A 15,492-nucleotide genomic window follows, 5' to 3' on the forward strand; every position below is an offset into this window, starting at 1 on the left:
AAAGAGTATGAACAGCATTCTGGATATCCTGCTGAGGGGAATGGATATGATAGAACGGTTCCGGTCAGCTTCAGCAGTAACAGACATACAGCTGATAGGATTTGGAATCCTGCTGGTATTTGGTGTGATAAATTGTATTTTGGGGTACAGGCTTCTCCGTTTCTGGATGATGCTTTTTGCTTTTGTTATCGGAGCGGCACTTGGATATGGAGCCTCGTTTTTTATGGAGGTCAGTGATAATACAGTGCGGCTTGCGATCGGAGCCGGAGTAGGCGTTGTGCTGGCTGTTCTTGTATTTGTAAGTTATAAGGTGGGGATTTTTGTTCTGGGAGCAGGACTTGGCCTGGGAATTGCCGTTTATGTTCTTCACCCGACAACTTCTCTGATGTTTTTTATCTGTCTTCTTGCAGGAGCAGGACTGGGAACTCTTGCCATGAAGTGGGCAAAAGAAGTGATCATTGTAGGAACCAGCCTTCTTGGCGGCGCAATGGCAGGAATGTCTCTGGCAAAGATCGGGGGACTGGCAGATTTTCCTTATGGGATAGGGCTCAGCGCAGCCTTTGCTGTTCTGGGTATGCTGATCCAGTTTGCGACAAACCGCAGCAGATATAAAGAGGATGAAGAAGAATATGAAGCTTCTGCCAGCCGGGGCAAAAAGGAACACCGCCGAGAGGAAGAATATGATCTGTACCCGGACATTGAAGAAGAAATGTATTATGAGTCTCCGGCAAGAAGAAAAAGAGTTCAGGAAGATGTGTTTGAGAAACATACAAAGGGACAGCCGACAGTCTCTGAAAAAAGAAATGAAAGAAGAAATGTTTCGGAAAAAAGAGATTCTTCGGCAAGGAGAAATTATTCAGAAAACAGAAGTTCATCCAGAAGGCATACTCCGGTGGATATTCAGGTTGGGGAAAAAGACAGGAAACGCCGTATTGTGGATGAGTACGGACTGGATCCGGACAAAACTATTGTGTATCGTCCAAGACGGACAAAGGATCCGGAGATTGATCTGCCCCTTGATTCTTATGCGTACGATGATTCCTGCGGACGATCATCTTACAGTATGAATCCCGGAAGAAAAAAGACCTATACCATCCGGGTAGATCAGCCGGAACAGAAGAATCCGCAGGAATTTTCTGATGAATTGGACGGATATTCCAACAGTTGGCGGGAAAGAGAATTTTATGCGGATCTGAAAGAAAAAGACAGATATGATTATTATGACGACCCCATTGACGAGGATGAGCTTGATGAGGAAATCCTCAGAGAAATGATGGAAGAGGAAGACAGAGAAAGTATTCTTCCATGGAAGAAAATTACAGAAAGAAAGGTCGGAAAGGACAGACGAAATGGCAAAAGAGGCTAAGACAAACGCTATGAGGATGCTGGAAAGAAAAAAGATTTCCTATGAGGCATTTCCTTATGAGTGTGATGAATTTATAGACGGGATCCACAGCGCGGATCTTGTGGGCGCTCCTTATGAGCAGTCCTTTAAAACTTTGGTAATGGAAGGAAAAAGCGGAGGGTATTACGTGTTCGTGGTACCGATCCAGAAAGAGGTTGACAGAAAAGCTGCGGCAAAGGCAGTTGGAGAAAAAACAGTGGACATGATCCATGTAAAGGATATCCTGAAGATCACAGGCTATGTAAGAGGCGGCTGCAGCCCTCTGGGAATGAAAAAAGCATATCCCACAGTATTTGATTCCTCAGCGGAAAGTTTTGAGGAAATTTATATAAGCGGCGGGCGTATCGGTCTGACTTTGAAGGTTCCGGTAAAAAGTCTTCTGGAAGTAACCCGGGGAAAAACGGCAGACATCACTTTGTAAGTGGTGCCTGCCGTTTTTGCAGTACAGATGAATGTTATAAAGTGTTTAGTTGTCGGAAGCGTCTTCCTCATTGATCTCAAATACATGACGTTTCTTTGCCATCTCGTCACTGGCAAGATACTCGTCGTAGGTTGTGATCTTGTCAATGAGTTTTCCGTCAGGGAGAATCTCCATGATACGGTTGGCTGTTGTCTGAACAAACTGATGGTCATGGGAGGTGAAAAGAATAACTCCCGGGAATTTGATCAGTCCGTTGTTCAGAGCAGTAATGGATTCCATATCCAGATGGTTGGTAGGCTCGTCCAGAACAAGGATATTTGCGCCGGAGATCATCATCTTGGAAAGCAGACAGCGCACCTTTTCACCACCGGAAAGAACCTTGACGCGTTTTACTCCGTCCTCGCCCGGGAAAAGCATACGTCCCAGGAAGCCTCTGACATAGGTGGCGTCTTTGATCTCAGAATACTGGGTCAGCCAGTCTGTGATAGTCAGATCATTGTCAAATTCCTGAGTGCTGTCTTTTGGGAAATAAGCCTGGGAGGTTGTTACGCCCCACTTGTAATTTCCTTCATCCGGTTCCAGCTCTCCCATAAGAATGCGGAAGAAAGTGGTGATAGCCTGCTCGTTAGCGCCTACAAAGGCTACCTTGTCATCGTGTCCGAGGGTAAAGGAGATGTTGTCCAGGACCTTTACACCGTCAATTGTTTTGGAAAGGTTTTCCACCATAAGGACTTCGTTTCCGATCTCACGGTTTGGACGGAAGTCGATATAAGGATACTTACGGCTTGAAGGACGCATATCGTCAAGCTGGATTTTTTCCAGAGCACGTTTACGTGAAGTGGCCTGCTTGGACTTGGAGGCGTTGGCGCTGAAACGGGAGATAAACTCCTGCAGCTCCTTGATCTTTTCTTCTTTCTTTTTATTTGCTTCTTTCATCTGTTTAATAAGAAGCTGGCTGGATTCAAACCAGAAATCATAGTTTCCTGCATAAAGCTGGATCTTGCCGTAGTCAATGTCGGCAGTGTGAGTGCAGACCTTATTAAGGAAATAACGGTCATGGGAAACTACGATGATCGTATTGTCAAAGTTGATCAGGAATTCTTCCAGCCACTCAATAGCAGGAAGATCCAGGTGGTTGGTAGGCTCATCCAGAAGAAGGATGTCCGGGTTGCCGAAAAGCGCCTGAGCCAGAAGAACCTTGACTTTCTGGCTTCCTGTAAGGTCAGACATCTGTGAATAATGGAATTCTGTTTCGATGCCCAGACCGTTCAGAAGGGTTGCGGCGTCAGATTCTGCTTCCCATCCGTTCATTTCCGCAAATTCACCTTCCAGCTCGCTGGCGCGGATGCCGTCTTCATCTGTAAAGTCTTCCTTTGCATATATGGCTTCTTTTTCCTTCATAATCTCATACAGTCTGGAATTTCCCATAATAACTGTATCCAGAACAGGATAGGAGTCGTATTTAAAGTGATCCTGCTGCAGGAAAGAAAGACGCTGTCCCGGTGTGATCACAATGTCGCCGTTGGTGGGCTCAAGCTGTCCGGACAGGATCTTCAGAAAAGTAGATTTTCCTGCGCCGTTGGCGCCAATGAGACCGTAGCAGTTTCCTTCTGTAAATTTGATGTTGACATCTTCAAACAGGGCTTTTTTTCCAACCCTCAGAGTGATGTTATTTGCTGAAATCATAAAGTACCTCTTTTCTTCGTTACGGTTTCGGTTTTACATTTTATCAGGATGCTGTTTTTGCAGCTCATTCCCATTGTACCGTAAAGTCTGGATTTTGCAAGAGTTATTTTCTTGAAAAATCAACAGGACACTGCTATAATCAACTTTTAAAAGGAAATGAACAGAAAATATGGCTGTATTTCTATAGAAGGGAGATAGTTGTTTATGACTGAAATCATAAATACGCTTACAGAGATGATGACACAAAATCTCTGGGCAGCGCCTGTGCTGAGTCTTGTGGCAGGGATCCTTACCTCTTTTACCCCCTGCTCTCTTGCCTCGGTACCCATGCTGCTGGCCTGTGTGGGGGCTGTGGAAGCAGACCGCAAAAAAGCAGTCTGCCTGTCGCTTTCCATGGCCTCGGGAATGGCAGTGACTTTTGGTATTTTTGGCTCAGTGGCATCCTTTATCGGACATCGGATGCATGAGGCAGGGCACTGGTGGACAATTCTTATGGGAATTCTTATGATACTGATGGCTCTTCAGGTATTTGGCGTCATCAGTCTGATTCCCCATATCCACATATCAGAGCACATGACGAAAAAAGGTTACATCGGCGCATTTTTTACAGGAGCTCTGGGCGGCGTGTTTGCTTCCCACTGTGCGATCCCGGTAATGGTTGCCCTGCTGGCGCTTGTTGCGGAGCTGGGGCAGAATGCCTGGTGGGGCGTTTTGCTTATGGTGCTTTATGCGGTGGGTCACAGTGTGCTTCTGGTAGGAACGGGGATCGGCTACAGTTATGTGGACCGGGCAATAAAAAATCCCAGATATGCCGCCGCGGGAGTATGGCTCAGAAGAATACTGGGCGTTGTGATCCTGGCTTTTGGTATTCTGTTGATCTTTGCAGAAAAATAGCAGATTATTATTGCATCTAATACAGGGTATTTTTAAAAATTGTTGAATTTTTACAAACAAATTGCTATAATTGGGAACATAGCATTCCGGTAGTAAGCTGCCAAGGAAATATTCAGAAAAACTGCAGGCTTTGATCAGTGACAGCAGCGACGGACATAAGAGACAGTAGAGAGGGAAAAGATATGTTGATTACAAGAGAATGTGATTATGCAGTACGAGTGATCCGCGCACTTTCAGGTGCGGAGCGGCTCAGTGTCGGAGAAATCTGTGAGCGTGAGGAGATTACAGCGCCTTTTGCTTACAAAATCCTGAAAAAACTTCAGAAAGCAAAGCTCGTCAGAGGCTACAGAGGAGTCCATGGAGGTTATTCCATGAACCGGACGCCGGGGGAGATCACGCTGTTTGATATTTATACAGCCATTGATCCGGAACTTATGATCATAGAATGTATGGATCCCCAGTATCACTGCGTCAGAGATAACAGGGATAAAACGCCCTGCCTTGTTCACAGAGAGCTTGTGGAGATCCAGAAAGAGCTGTGGAAGCTTTTTCAGCGTAAAACTCTTCAGGAACTTTTCGACAGTATGTGACTGTGCGGACAGAGTGAAATCAATTGAAGCTGCTGATGTAAGCAGTCAGGATAAATAAAAAGGGAGCGGTCTGCTTCAGGCGCGTATTATGGCACGGAAAGGGCAAAATGCTGTCACCGAAGGTGAACAGGAATGTATTTTGCCCAGGCTGCTGTGAAGGGCGCGGACAGGAGCCGCTCCTTTGTTGTATGCAAAAAAATCCAGAATCCGGTTGGACAATATCACAGGAATATGATATAATCAGAAATGGAATTTTAGACTGGATAACAGTCTAGAAATAATTTTCATCATACCTTTAAGGAGGAAAAGAAAACTATGGCAAGAAAGATGAAAACCATGGATGGTAATCATGCAGCCGCTCATGCATCATACGCTTTTTCTGATGTAGCTGCTATTTACCCGATCACCCCTTCATCTGTTATGGCTGAAGCTACAGACGAGTGGGCAACCCAGGGAAGAAAGAACATCTTTGGACAGGAAGTACAGGTTACTGAAATGCAGTCCGAGGCTGGTGCTGCAGGTGCAGTTCACGGATCTCTGGCAGCCGGTGCCCTTACAACTACCTACACAGCATCTCAGGGTCTTCTTCTGATGATCCCGAACCTTTACAAGATCGCAGGAGAGCAGCTTCCGGGCGTTATCAACGTATCTGCCCGTGCACTTGCTTCTCACGCACTTTCCATTTTCGGAGATCATTCTGACGTTATGGCATGCCGTCAGACAGGCTGCGCAATGCTTTGCGAGTCTTCTGTACAGGAGGTTATGGACCTTACACCGGTAGCTCATCTTGCAGCTATCAAAGGAAAAGTTCCGTTCATCAACTTCTTTGACGGTTTCCGTACATCTCATGAGATCCAGAAGATCGAAACATGGGATTATGAAGATCTGAAAGATATGGCTGATATGGATGCGATCGCAGAGTTCCGTAAAAACGCTCTGAACCCGAATCATCCATGCCAGAGAGGTTCTGCTCAGAACCCGGATATCTTCTTCCAGGCAAGAGAAGCATGCAACCCGTACTACGATGCTCTTCCGGCAGTTGTACAGGAATACATGGACAAAGTAAACGAAAAGATCGGAACAGACTACAAACTGTTCAACTACTACGGAGCTGAGGATGCAGATCACGTGATCGTTGCTATGGGTTCCGTAAATGACACAATCGAGGAGACTATCGATTACCTTGCTGCAGCAGGCAAAAAAGTCGGCGTGATCAAAGTTCGTCTTTACAGACCATTCTGCGCACAGGCACTGATCGATGCAATCCCTGCATCTGTAAAACAGATCACAGTTCTTGACAGAACAAAAGAGCCGGGTGCTCTTGGCGAGCCTCTGTACCTTGATGTTGTAGCAGCTCTTAAAGATTCCAAGTTCAAAGATACTCCGGTATTCTCCGGACGTTACGGACTTGGTTCCAAAGATACAACACCGGCACAGATCGTTGCTGTATATGAGAACACTTCCAAAGAGAAATTCACAATCGGTATTGTGGATGATGTTACAAATCTGTCCCTGGAAACAGGCGCTCCGATCGTAACAACTCCGGAAGGAACCACAAACTGTAAATTCTGGGGTCTTGGCGCTGACGGTACTGTAGGTGCAAACAAGAACTCCATTAAGATCATCGGTGACAACACAGACATGTACGCTCAGGCTTACTTTGATTATGACTCCAAGAAGTCCGGCGGTGTTACAATGTCTCACCTTCGCTTCGGTAAAAAACCGATCAAATCTACTTACCTGATCAAGAAAGCTGACTTTGTTGCATGTCACAATCCTTCTTATGTGAATAAATACAACATGGTTCAGGAACTGGTAGACGGAGGAACCTTCCTTCTGAACTGCCCGTGGGATATGGAAGGACTTGAGAAACACCTTCCGGGACAGGTAAAAGCATTTATCGCTAACCATGACATTAAATTCTACACCATCGACGGTGTGAAGATCGGTATTGAGACCGGCATGGGACCAACACGTATCAACACAATCCTTCAGTCTGCATTCTTCAAACTTACAGGAATCATTCCTGAGGAGCAGGCAATCGACCTTATGAAAGCAGCTGCTAAAGCTACTTACGGACGTAAGGGTGATGATATCGTTCAGAAGAACTGGGCTGCAATTGATGCCGGCGCTAAGCAGGTTGTTGAGATCCAGGTACCGGAAAGCTGGAAAGACGCAGCTGACGAAGGTCTTCATATGACTCATGCTGAGAACGGAAGAGAAGATGTTGTTGATTTCGTAAACAACATTCAGTCCAAAGTAAATGCACAGGAAGGTAACTCCCTGCCTGTATCTGCATTCAAGGATTATGTAGACGGTACTACACCGTCCGGTTCCTCCGCATATGAGAAACGTGGTATCGCAGTGAACATTCCTGTATGGCAGCCGGAAAATTGTATCCAGTGTAACCGCTGTGCATATGTTTGTCCGCACGCTGTTATCCGTCCGGTAGCTCTTACAGAGGAAGAAGCTGCCAACGCACCGGAAGGCATGACTACTCTGCCGATGACTGGTATGAAAGATTACAAATTCGCCATTACTGTTTCCGCTTATGACTGTACAGGCTGCGGTTCCTGTGCAAATGTCTGCCCGGGCAAGAAGGGTGCAAAAGCTCTTGCCATGGAAAACATGGAAGCAAATGCAGGAGTTCAGAAATTCTTTGACTATGGCGTAGAGCTTCCGGTTAAGGAAGATGTTGTTGCCAAATTCAAAGAGACAACTGTTAAGGGAAGCCAGTTCAAACAGCCTCTGCTTGAGTTCTCCGGAGCATGTGCAGGCTGTGGTGAGACACCTTACGCAAAACTGATCACTCAGCTTTTTGGTGACAGAATGTATATTGCAAACGCTACAGGATGCTCCTCTATCTGGGGTAACTCCTCACCGTCCACACCTTACACTGTAAATGCAAAAGGACAGGGTCCGGCATGGTCCAACTCTCTGTTCGAGGACAATGCAGAGTTCGGTTATGGTATGCTTCTTGCTCAGAAAGCAATCCGTGACGGCCTGAAAGAAAAAGTTGAGGATCTTGTTGCAAACGCTGAAAATGAAGACGTTAAGGCAGCAGGACAGGAATGGCTTGACACCTTCTCCGTAGGCGCTACTAACGGAACAGCTACAGATAAACTGGTAGCAGCTCTGGAAGCATGCGGATGTGAAAAAGCTCAGGAAATCCTTGCACAGAAAGACTTCCTTTCCAAGAAATCCCAGTGGATTTTCGGTGGTGACGGATGGGCTTATGATATCGGATTCGGCGGTGTTGACCATGTTCTCGCAAGCGGACGTGACATCAACGTTATGGTATTCGATACAGAGGTTTACTCCAACACCGGCGGACAGTCTTCCAAATCCACACCGACAGGTGCGATCGCTCAGTTCGCTGCAGGCGGTAAAGAAGTGAAGAAGAAAGATATGGCTTCCATCGCTATGAGCTATGGCTATGTATATGTAGCACAGATCTCCATGGGCGCTGACTTCAACCAGACTGTAAAAGCAATCGCTGAGGCTGAGGCTTATCCGGGACCGTCTCTGATCATTGCATACGCTCCATGTATTAACCATGGTATCAAGAAGGGTATGTCCAAGGCTCAGACAGAGGAAGAGCTGGCAGTTAAGTGCGGATACTGGCACAACTTCCGCTTCAATCCGGCAGCAGAGAACAAATTTACTCTGGATTCCAAGGCTCCGAACATGGATGACTATCAGGCATTCCTTGACGGAGAGGTTCGTTACAATTCTCTGAAACGTCAGAATCCTGAGAAAGCTGAAAGACTGTTTGCTAAGAACGAGGCTGAGGCTAAGGAAAGATATGATTATCTGAACAAACTCATCACTCTCTACGGAGCAGATGCTGAATAAATTCAGACTTTTGGCCGCGGTACAAAGGTACCGCGGCTTTTTTAAAGGAAAGCTAATTTATGAATATGAAAAAAAGATTTTCAACAGAAAAGAAAACAGATTATTATCTGATCTATACTCTGGCTTTTGGGATTATCGGACTGATTCTTTATCTGCAGTTTTATCTGAACGGGAAATCACTGATCTGGAGCCATGACGGCGTGCCCCAGCATCTGAATTCCCTTGCTTATTATGGAGAATATCTGAGAAATATTCTTCATTCTGTTTTTGTGGAGCACAAATTTGAAATTCCCATGTGGGATATGCATATCGGTTACGGGTCTGATATACTGACAACGCTCCATTACTATGTGATCGGCGATCCCCTGACTCTTTTATCTGTGTTTGTATCGCCGGAAAAAACAGAATATCTGTATGCGTTTCTGATCTTTTTGAGAATTTATCTTGCGGGAATTGCATTCAGCAGATACTGTTTTTATCACAGAAATTCAAAGCAGGCAGTCCTTCTGGGCTCTCTGATCTATATATTTGCGGGATGGACGATCTATGCGGCTATGAAACATCCGTATTTTGCCAATCCAATGATCTATCTTCCTCTGATCCTTTTGGGAATTGACAAAATTTACCGGAAAGAAAAGCCCTATGTATTTATCTGGTCTGTGGCGCTGGCAGGAGTATCGAATTTCTACTTCTTTTATATGCTTGGAATTTTTATGGTGCTCTATGCTGCCTTTGACTACTTTGTTGTGTTTACAGATAAGTCGGAAAGAACCATCAGATGCATTGGAAAGTGGCTGGCAGTCTTCGCAGGTTATTCTGTGATTGCTGTTCTTCTGGCTGGGATCATTCTTTTGCCTGTGATCCTTCCTGTGTTTGGCACAGGACGTTTTCAGGCAGAAAATTATGTGCCACTTTTCTATGACAGAATTTACTATGAAAAATATTTAAGCTGTCTCATCGGAGAAAATATGATCCAATGGGGAGTGGCTGGTTACACGGCGATCTCTATGACAGGAGTGTTTGTCCTGTTTGCAAAGAAAAAGTCAAATACAGCGCTGAAGGCGGGGTTCCTTCTTCTGAATGTATTTCTTCTGGTACCCTTTGCCGGGCATGTGCTCAATGGTTTTTCCTATGTGTCCAACCGGTGGATCTGGGTTTACGGAATGCTGATTGCCTATATTTTTGTAAAAATTTATCCTGAGCTTTTTCGACTGGATATCCGGGAAAAGCGCAAGGTGTTTGTCATGCTTCTTATTTACTGCGGAGCAGCTCTCTTTTCGGAGGCGGCCCGCACTCAGAGAAACATGTCCGCAATGCTTCTTCTGGTATGTTCCACTGCAGTGATTCTTTTGTACGGATCTATCTTTGTAAGAAAAAGAAATCTCTGTCTGATGATGAGCGGACTTCTTGCAGCGGGAATATTTTTTAATATTTATTATCAGTATTCCATGGAAAAGGATTATCTGTCAGAGTTTGCAGACAGAGGAGAGGCAATGGAAACCCTGGAATCAGGCACAGATCTGGCGGTTCTGGATACAGAGGATGATTCTGTGTACCGCTATGACCAGCTGGATGCCCTTTCCTGTGAAAATTCCGCCATGCATATGGGAACAAACAGTACTTCCTATTATTTCAGTGTTGCAAGCGGAAGTATCGGAGAATTTTTTGATGAAATGTATCTGAATACGCCCTGGGAGCAGCATTATGAAAATCTGGACGGAAGAACGATTCTGGACAGGCTGGCCTCTGTGAAATATTTTGTTGTAAAAAGCAACCGATACCAGTATATGCCCTATGGATATTACTGGCTGGAGGGAAGCGCGGAGAAAAACGGAAAAATATACGAGGCATTTGGAAGTGAAGAGGCTCTTCCTCTGGGGTATACCTATGATTCCTTTATACCAAGAGAGGAATATGAAAAAATGACAGTTACGGAAAAACAGCAGGCGCTTCTTCAGGGAATTGTTCTGGAAGACAGTTCTCTTCCTGAAATCACACCGGAATTTAACGATCAGGAAATTCCTTTTGAGATCAGAAAAGGCAAAGGCTGTACAGTGAAGGACGGAAAAATAAAGGTTACAAAAGAAGGGGCAAAGCTGGAGCTTCTCTTTAACGGTCTGGAAAACAGCGAGACGTATCTGATTGCGGAGGGACTGGATTATGACGGCCTTTCTCCGAAGGATAGGGTCAGTGAAAAGAAATGGAATAAAATGACCCGTTATGAGCAGAATCAGCTTCTTCATGAGGACAGCCACTGGAGATACTGGAAAGAAAGCCAGAAGGCATCAATAACAGTGGGCGGTCAGTTTCCTGAAAAGACTATCCGGATCTTTACAGACAAGTATAATGCTTACAGCGGAAAACATAATTTCCTTTGCAACACAGGATATGAAAAAGCTGCGAAACAATCCATTACCCTTACGTTTGAAAAGCCGGGCGCATATACGTTTGATAAGCTGAAAATCGTATGTCAGCCTATGGAGCGCATTACAAAGCAGACAGAAAAGCTGAACCAGGAGGTTCTGACAGATATCCGCATGGATACAAACAGGATCACCGGAAATATTTCTCTTTCAGAACCTAAGGGACTTCTGATCTCTGTACCGTACAGCAAGGGCTTCCGGGCTTATGTGGACGGAAAGGAAACAGAGCTTAAAAAGGCCAATACCATGTATATGGCTCTGGAGCTTCCGAAGGGAGAGCATGAACTCCGGCTTGAATACAGGACGCCGTTTCTGGTGCCCGGCATCTGCTTGACTTTGGCGGGAGGCCTGTGTTACATTTGTCTGGTATTTGTAAGAATGAAATTAAATAAAAAGAAGGTACCAAAGGTATGAGTGTTTTATCGGTTGTGCTTCCTGCATATAACGAAGAGCTTATGATTGCAAAAACCTGCTCCGTACTTGGAGAGGTGCTGACAGATGCAGGGATTTCCTATGAGCTGGTACTGGTCAATGACGGCTCGTCAGACCGTACCTGGGAAGAAATTGAAAAGGCAGGAAAGAAAGATCCCAATATTCTGGGAGTGAGCTTTTCCAGAAACTTCGGGAAAGAAGCTGCTTTATTTGCCGGACTTGCTCAGGCAAAGGGGGATGCAGTAGCGGTGATGGACTGCGATCTTCAGCATCCCCCGGAAACCCTGGTGGAAATGTACCGTTTGTGGGAACAGGGATATCAGGTGATCGAAGGAGTAAAGTCCAGCAGAGGAAAAGAAGGATTTCTCCATAAAAAATGCGCGGGATTCTTTTACGGGATCATGTCAAAGGCCACGGGAGTCGATATGCAGAATGCATCTGATTTCAAGCTCATGGACAGACGGGCGGCAGAGAGCATTCTTTCCATGCCGGAAAGAAATATGTTTTTCAGGGCAACCTCTTCATGGGTAGGATTTAAAACCATTTCTGTGAGCTTTGAGGTCCGGGAGCGGGAGGCCGGAGTCTCCAAATGGTCTGCCTGGTCCCTGGTCAAATATGCATTTACGAATATTGTGGCCTTTACAACAGTGCCCTTACAGTTTGTGACTGTAGGAGGTGGGATCTGCTTCCTGTTTTCGCTTGCACTGGCTGTATACTCTCTTGCCCAGTATTTTACCGGACATGCAGTGGAGGGCTATACGACAATTGTGATCGTTCTTCTTCTGATCGGAAGCGCTATTATGCTCAGTCTGGGAATCATCGGGTATTATATCGCAAAAATCTATGAGGAAGTAAAGCGGCGTCCCCGCTATATTATTTCCCGGATCGTCAGAGGCAGTGAAGACGTATCTGAAAATGCGCGGAATGATTCTGTGTAAGACAGTTTCCGGACAGAAAAACATACAGTAAAAAGCAGGAGTAAACAATGGAAAAGATCAGAAAAATGATTGCCCGGCTGTACGGGAATGACGTGGTAAGATATGTGTTTTTTGGAGGCTGCACCACCCTGGTAAACCTTGTAAGCTTTTATGTTCTGAGAAAATGCGGACTGCAGCTTACAGTGGCAAATATAATCTCTATCATTGCCGCAATTCTTTTTGCCTATGTGGTGAATTCAAAGTTCGTTTTTCAGGACAAATGCGAGACTCTGCGTGATCACATTCAGCCTTTTATGAAATTTATCAGCGCCCGTCTGGTGACTATGGTCATAGAGGTGGGAGGCGTATGGCTTCTGGTGGAGATCCTGCGTATGAATGATATGATGGGAAAATTTATCACGCAGTTTATTGTACTGGCTCTTAATTACATATTCAGTAAATTTTTTGTTTTTACAACAGGAAAAAAAGGATAAAGAAGGGAAGGCGGAAAAATGACATTAGAAGAAGCAAAAAAGCAGATCAGACCTGTGGATCAGGAAGCGGTCTGCGCTGCACAGAAAAGATGGGACAGCATAGCAAAGCCCCTTCATTCACTTGGAAAAATGGAAAAGATCGTGATGCAGATCGCGGGTATTACAGGTTCCGCGGATGTGCGTCTGGATAAAAGAGCTCTGGTAGCCATGTGTGCAGATAACGGAGTGGTGGAGGAAGGTGTGACCCAGACCGGACAGGAGGTAACAGCCATTGTGGCAGAAAACTTCCTGAAAGGAGACACCTCTGCCTGCGTGATGTGCAGACAGTGCGGGACAGATGTATTTCCTGTTGATGTGGGCATGGCTTCAGATACAAAGGTTCCTTCTGATCTGAAGGTCATGATGGGAACCCGGAACATGACAAAAGAGCCTGCCATGACTTATGAGGAAGCAGTACAGGGGATCGAGGCAGGCATTGAGATGGTGAGAAGACTGAAGGAGCAGGGCTATCGTCTGATCGCCACCGGAGAGATGGGAATTGGAAATACCACTACAAGCAGCGCAGTGGCTTCTGTACTTTTAAATCGTTCGGTGGAGGAAATGACCGGACGGGGAGCCGGACTTTCCGGAGAGGGACTGAAAAGGAAAATTGATGCGATCAAAAGAGCTGTAAAGCTTAATGAGCCGGATCCCTCTGATCCGGTAGATGTTCTGGCAAAGGTAGGCGGCCTGGACATTGCCGGAATGGCAGGCGTATTTATGGGAGGAGCCGTTTACCGGATCCCGGTTGTGATCGACGGTTTTATTTCCTGTGTGGCTGCTCTTGTGGCTCAGAGAATTTCTCCTCTTACAAAAGACTATATGATCGCCTCTCATGTATCCAGAGAGCCTGCGGCAGCCATGATTCTTGAGGCGCTTGAAAAAGAAGCGGTGCTTCACGGAGAAATGTGTCTGGGAGAAGGCAGCGGAGCAGTGGCTCTTTTTCCGTTTATCGATATGGGACTTGCAGTTTATGAATCCATGAGTACCTTTGAGGAGATCAAAGTAGAGCAGTATGAGGAGCTGGTATAAATGATGATTCTGGTAACAGGAGGAAGCGGAAGCGGCAAATCTGCCTTTGCCGAGGACTGCGTGATTGCCTGCGGAGAAATGCCCCGGATATATATTGCCACCATGTATCCCTTTGATGAGGAAAGCAGAAAACGGGTGAAAAGACATCGGGATATGCGCTTTGGAAAAGGCTTTGAAACGGTGGAATGTTATACGGGACTTTCCGGTGTGAAGGTTCCGGAAGGGTGTATAGTACTTCTGGAGTGTATGTCCAACCTTGTGGCAAATGAATTTTTCCGTGAGGACGGCACTCATGAGAATACAGAAGTAGAAATTCTGAAGGGAATCCGAAATCTGAAAACACAGGCAGAAAATCTTATTGTTGTAACAAATGAGATTTTTTCCGAGGCTGCTTCTTATGAAGGGGAGACAGAAGCTTATCAGAAAGTCCTTGGAAAGGTCAATCAGCGTCTGGGAATAATGGCAGATTCGGTTGTTGAGGTTGTCTATGGAATTCCTGTATATCATAAAAAAGGAGGGGATTTCCATGAAAAGTCTGTGGAACAGCTTTAAGATTGCCTTTGCCATGTTCTCCAAAATACCGGTGCCCCAGGCAGAATGGACAAAGGAAAACATGAAGTACATGTTCTGTTTTTTTCCTTTTATCGGCGCAGTGATCGGAGCCGTTTCTCTTGGGGCCGCATGGCTTGCCAATTATCTGGGATTTAACGTAACCTTTCTTTCTGTGGCTCTGACAGTGCTTCCTGTTCTGATTACAGGAGGGATCCATGTGGACGGACTTCTGGATACTGCAGACGCTTTAAGCTCCTGGCAGGAACGAAAAAGACGGCTGGAAATACTGAAGGATTCCAATGCGGGAGCCTTTGCAGTGATCACGGCAGGCGTTTATTTTCTCTGCTGGCTTGGCGCGTACAGCGAGATCTGCTTTGACAGACAGGCTATGATGATCGTTGCTTTTGGATTTATGGTATCCAGATGTTTTTCCGGACTGGGTGTGATCACTCTTCCAAAGGCCAGAGAGGATGGAACGGTTGCAGAATTTTCAAAAAAATCCGAGGACGTTCCGGTACGAAACACTCTGATCTGTTATCTGATCATTCTTGCAGCGCTTATGATCCGGACAGAGCCTGTTATGGGAACAGCGGCTTTTTTTGCGGCAGCAGGAGTTTTTGCATATTACAGATATATGGCAATGAAGTATTTCGGCGGAACTACAGGGGATCTTTCCGGTTGGTTTCTCTGTCTCTGTGAGCTGGCAATAGTGCTGGTGACAGCGGCGCTGTCAGTGATTCTTATATAGGTAA

At 45.7% G+C, this 15,492-nt stretch carries 12 protein-coding genes; 11 read left to right on the plus strand and 1 reads right to left on the minus strand.

Annotated features, from left to right (window positions below; all coding sequences use genetic code 11):
* The first annotated feature begins 7 nt into the window (after positions 1–7).
* On the plus strand, positions 8–1,366 hold the full coding sequence (locus NSA57_RS06925) for a TM7S3/TM198-like domain-containing protein (RefSeq protein WP_257464402.1): 1,359 nt from the start codon (positions 8–10) through the stop codon (positions 1,364–1,366).
* Positions 1,350–1,826, plus strand: coding sequence for a Cys-tRNA(Pro) deacylase (gene ybaK / locus NSA57_RS06930; protein WP_147599567.1), 477 nt, complete (start codon positions 1,350–1,352; stop codon positions 1,824–1,826). The genes NSA57_RS06925 and ybaK overlap by 17 nt, the downstream gene beginning before the upstream one ends.
* A gap of 45 nt (positions 1,827–1,871) precedes the next feature.
* On the opposite strand, the gene NSA57_RS06935 is transcribed toward ybaK, so the two are convergent.
* Positions 1,872–3,512 (minus strand): ABC-F family ATP-binding cassette domain-containing protein, encoded by a 1,641-nt coding sequence (locus tag NSA57_RS06935; RefSeq protein WP_022067916.1) that lies wholly within the window; start codon positions 3,510–3,512, stop codon positions 1,872–1,874.
* Positions 3,513–3,716: 204 nt separating this feature from the next.
* On the opposite strand from NSA57_RS06935, the gene NSA57_RS06940 reads away from it, so the two are divergent.
* The 9 genes from NSA57_RS06940 to cobS all read left to right on the plus strand — a co-directional run bounded on the left by NSA57_RS06940 (position 3,717) and on the right by cobS (position 15,488).
* Positions 3,717–4,406, plus strand: coding sequence for a cytochrome c biogenesis CcdA family protein (locus NSA57_RS06940; RefSeq protein ID WP_022067917.1), 690 nt, complete (start codon positions 3,717–3,719; stop codon positions 4,404–4,406).
* Positions 4,407–4,588: 182 nt separating this feature from the next.
* Entirely contained in the window at positions 4,589–4,996 is a 408-nt protein-coding gene (locus NSA57_RS06945) for an RrF2 family transcriptional regulator (protein WP_022067918.1), read from the plus strand.
* Positions 4,997–5,311: 315 nt separating this feature from the next.
* Complete coding sequence (gene nifJ, locus NSA57_RS06950; RefSeq protein ID WP_147599569.1) at positions 5,312–8,851, plus strand: pyruvate:ferredoxin (flavodoxin) oxidoreductase; 3,540 nt, start codon at positions 5,312–5,314, stop codon at positions 8,849–8,851.
* Positions 8,852–8,910: 59 nt separating this feature from the next.
* Positions 8,911–11,688 (plus strand): YfhO family protein, encoded by a 2,778-nt coding sequence (locus tag NSA57_RS06955; RefSeq protein ID WP_257464403.1) that lies wholly within the window; start codon positions 8,911–8,913, stop codon positions 11,686–11,688.
* The gene (locus NSA57_RS06960) at positions 11,685–12,644 is read left to right on the plus strand and encodes a glycosyltransferase family 2 protein (RefSeq protein WP_257464404.1); all 960 of its coding nucleotides are present in this window, start codon (positions 11,685–11,687) and stop codon (positions 12,642–12,644) included. Before NSA57_RS06955 ends, NSA57_RS06960 begins: the two co-directional genes overlap by 4 nt.
* Before the next feature lie 47 nt (positions 12,645–12,691).
* Positions 12,692–13,117, plus strand: a complete 426-nt coding sequence (locus NSA57_RS06965; protein ID WP_022067922.1) for a GtrA family protein — start codon at positions 12,692–12,694, stop codon at positions 13,115–13,117.
* Between the two features lie 18 nt (positions 13,118–13,135).
* Positions 13,136–14,188 carry a nicotinate-nucleotide--dimethylbenzimidazole phosphoribosyltransferase gene (gene cobT, locus NSA57_RS06970; protein WP_173752451.1) on the plus strand — a complete coding sequence of 351 codons (1,053 nt, stop codon included), beginning with the start codon at positions 13,136–13,138 and terminating at the stop codon, positions 14,186–14,188.
* Positions 14,189–14,740, plus strand: coding sequence for a bifunctional adenosylcobinamide kinase/adenosylcobinamide-phosphate guanylyltransferase (locus tag NSA57_RS06975; protein ID WP_147599572.1), 552 nt, complete (start codon positions 14,189–14,191; stop codon positions 14,738–14,740). It abuts the gene before it with no gap.
* Entirely contained in the window at positions 14,715–15,488 is a 774-nt protein-coding gene (gene cobS, locus NSA57_RS06980; protein WP_257464405.1) for an adenosylcobinamide-GDP ribazoletransferase, read from the plus strand. The genes NSA57_RS06975 and cobS overlap by 26 nt, the downstream gene beginning before the upstream one ends.
* The last annotated feature ends 4 nt before the right edge of the window (positions 15,489–15,492 follow it).

This window comes from Blautia caecimuris (assembly GCF_024622975.1).
GTDB classification, from domain to species: domain Bacteria; phylum Bacillota; class Clostridia; order Lachnospirales; family Lachnospiraceae; genus Blautia_A; species Blautia_A caecimuris.

Excerpts from the sequence above, each read along its gene's own strand:
- NSA57_RS06940 (WP_022067917.1), top strand. The coding sequence starts at position 3,717 with ATGACTGAAATCATAAATACGCTTACAGAGATGATGACACAAAATCTC.
- NSA57_RS06965 (WP_022067922.1), top strand. The coding sequence starts at position 12,692 with ATGGAAAAGATCAGAAAAATGATTGCCCGGCTGTACGGGAATGACGTG.
- NSA57_RS06960 (WP_257464404.1), top strand. The coding sequence starts at position 11,685 with ATGAGTGTTTTATCGGTTGTGCTTCCTGCATATAACGAAGAGCTTATG.
- cobS (WP_257464405.1), top strand. The coding sequence starts at position 14,715 with ATGAAAAGTCTGTGGAACAGCTTTAAGATTGCCTTTGCCATGTTCTCC.
- NSA57_RS06945 (WP_022067918.1), top strand. The coding sequence starts at position 4,589 with ATGTTGATTACAAGAGAATGTGATTATGCAGTACGAGTGATCCGCGCA.
- nifJ (WP_147599569.1), top strand. The coding sequence starts at position 5,312 with ATGGCAAGAAAGATGAAAACCATGGATGGTAATCATGCAGCCGCTCAT.
- cobT (WP_173752451.1), top strand. The coding sequence starts at position 13,136 with ATGACATTAGAAGAAGCAAAAAAGCAGATCAGACCTGTGGATCAGGAA.
- NSA57_RS06925 (WP_257464402.1), top strand. The coding sequence starts at position 8 with ATGAACAGCATTCTGGATATCCTGCTGAGGGGAATGGATATGATAGAA.
- NSA57_RS06955 (WP_257464403.1), top strand. The coding sequence starts at position 8,911 with ATGAATATGAAAAAAAGATTTTCAACAGAAAAGAAAACAGATTATTAT.
- ybaK (WP_147599567.1), top strand. The coding sequence starts at position 1,350 with ATGGCAAAAGAGGCTAAGACAAACGCTATGAGGATGCTGGAAAGAAAA.
- NSA57_RS06975 (WP_147599572.1), top strand. The coding sequence starts at position 14,189 with ATGATGATTCTGGTAACAGGAGGAAGCGGAAGCGGCAAATCTGCCTTT.
- NSA57_RS06935 (WP_022067916.1), bottom strand. The coding sequence starts at position 3,512 with ATGATTTCAGCAAATAACATCACTCTGAGGGTTGGAAAAAAAGCCCTG.